The organism is Caballeronia glathei (assembly GCF_000698595.1).
Classification (GTDB): domain Bacteria; phylum Pseudomonadota; class Gammaproteobacteria; order Burkholderiales; family Burkholderiaceae; genus Caballeronia; species Caballeronia glathei.
Genome location: NZ_JFHC01000208.1, coordinates 1 through 1,825, shown reverse-complemented (window position 1 = coordinate 1,825; position 1,825 = coordinate 1). Strand labels below are relative to the sequence as shown.

The window sequence follows — 1,825 nt, the reverse complement described above, 5'->3', positions numbered from 1 at the left end:
GCGGCATTGCAGGCTAAGGGGGTGGCGACGTGAGCGCATTGAAAACGGCACTCTGCATCATCGGCGCGATCTATTCGTTTCTGGCAGTGCTGGCTTCGTTCGACCTGATCGACGTGCACACCTGCATCAGCAACGCTGGCAAGTGCCCTTCTTACGCACAATCGAAGGATAAGCAATGACGGTAGATCACGCAGTACAGGTTGCGCTCGCGAACATTCGGGACGCCAACAGCGACGTCACTGTCGCGGATCGCGTGCATCTGCTCCGGCATATCGAGGCGCTTCGCAAGAGCCGCGCCGAGATCATCGAGGAGTGCGCGAGGGTGTGTGTCCACAGCGCAGCACGGCTTGCTGGAAGCCCGGCGACGGCATCAGGCTACACCGCGCTCGTTCTAGTTGCCGACGAGATCCGCCGGCTAGCTAACAAGGAAGGTGCGTAGATGGGAAAGCTGATCACTCTCGAACAGTGGGCGGAACTGATCTTCGGAAACCGGAAGCCGCACCGCAACACACTGCTCAACTGGCGCCGGAACGGCCGTATCATCCCTCAACCAATAAAATGCGGCGGCCGCTATTTTGTCGAGCCGCACGCCGTCTACAGTGACGACGCTGGTGAAATGTACAGGAGATTGGGGAATGGCAGCGCGTAGACGCGAGGCAAAGCGCCGGAACTGGCCGGCGCGCCTGAACCAGAACGGTGCCGGCTATTTCTACTGGCGCGATCCTGACACGAAGAAAAATCATGGGCTCGGCCGCGATCAGGCGCGCGCATTTGCTGAGGCGCGCGCGGCGAATCTGGCCGTCGAGCAGCGACGCGGGACAAAATCCCTCGCGCAGAAGATCCTCGAACCGGAAGGGAAAACGCTGGATGTGTGGACCGGCGAGTACGAGACGATTTATAAGGAAACTCGGAAACCCACCGAGGCCACGATGAAGACCGTCCAGGCCGGGATTCGCGCAGTTCGCAAGTGCCCTTTTCTCGGAAAGAATCTTCGATCGATCAGGACCGAGGAAGTCGCCGAATTCATTTCATCAGCCGCGGAAAGCCGTAGTCCTCAGATGGCCGTTCTGATTCGGAAAACCCTGTTGGATATGTTCCGGGAAGCCGAGATAAAAGGCCTGATCGATAACGGGACGAACCCGGTAAAGGTGACGCGCATCCCAGATTTCGAGGTTGAGCGCTCGCGTCTGACGTTGGATCAGTTCCGCACCGTCTATGAGGCGGCGCTGACGATGGATCCATGGATTGCCAGGAGCATTGAACTCGCAATGGTGACGGCACAGCGCCGGGAGGACGTCGCGAACATGCAGTTCGGCGATGTCAAGGACGGGTTTCTGTTCGTCAGCCAGGAAAAGACCAAGGTCAAACTCCGAATCCCGGTCACTGTCCGGCTGGACGCAATCGGCCTGTCATTGGATGACGTCGTGAAGCGGTGCCGCGACAACGCAGTTTCGAAGTGGATGCTGCACCACAATCGGCCGCTTCTGATCAGGAAACCCGGCGATCCGGTCGGAAAAGACGCGCTGACCAAGGCATTTCAGAAGGTGCGCGAGAAGGCGAAGATAACGTGGGAGGAAGGCCGCACCGCGCCGAGCTTTCACGAGTTGCGAAGCTTGGCGGCAAGGCTCTACACGGAGCAGCACGGCGAGGATTTCGCGCAGGCGATTCTCGGTCACAAGTCGGCAAATATGACGGCGATGTACCGCGACACGCGCGGTGCGGAGTGGACTGAAGTGAAGCTGACAGGATGAAAATTGTAGATTTTTTCGCGACGAATAAGCGGAGAGCCTTACGCAGCAAGGGTGCTCATTACCTCGCAGGTAAT

General features: G+C 58.6%; 4 protein-coding genes. All 4 read left to right on the top strand.

Going from position 1 to position 1,825, the window contains the following annotated elements:
* Positions 1-29: 29 nt before the first annotated feature.
* Genes BG61_RS43520 through BG61_RS38300 form a run of 4 tightly spaced genes read left to right on the top strand, consistent with a single transcriptional unit; the run spans position 30 to position 1,751 of the window.
* Entirely contained in the window at positions 30-179 is a 150-nt protein-coding gene (locus BG61_RS43520) for a hypothetical protein (protein WP_169743342.1), read from the top strand.
* Entirely contained in the window at positions 176-439 is a 264-nt protein-coding gene (locus BG61_RS38310) for a hypothetical protein (protein WP_035931522.1), read from the top strand. The genes BG61_RS43520 and BG61_RS38310 overlap by 4 nt, the downstream gene beginning before the upstream one ends.
* Entirely contained in the window at positions 440-649 is a 210-nt protein-coding gene (locus BG61_RS38305; protein ID WP_035931530.1) for an excisionase, read from the top strand.
* Complete coding sequence (locus BG61_RS38300; RefSeq protein ID WP_035931539.1) at positions 636-1,751, top strand: tyrosine-type recombinase/integrase; 1,116 nt, start codon at positions 636-638, stop codon at positions 1,749-1,751. Before BG61_RS38305 ends, BG61_RS38300 begins: the two co-directional genes overlap by 14 nt.
* The last annotated feature ends 74 nt before the right edge of the window (positions 1,752-1,825 follow it).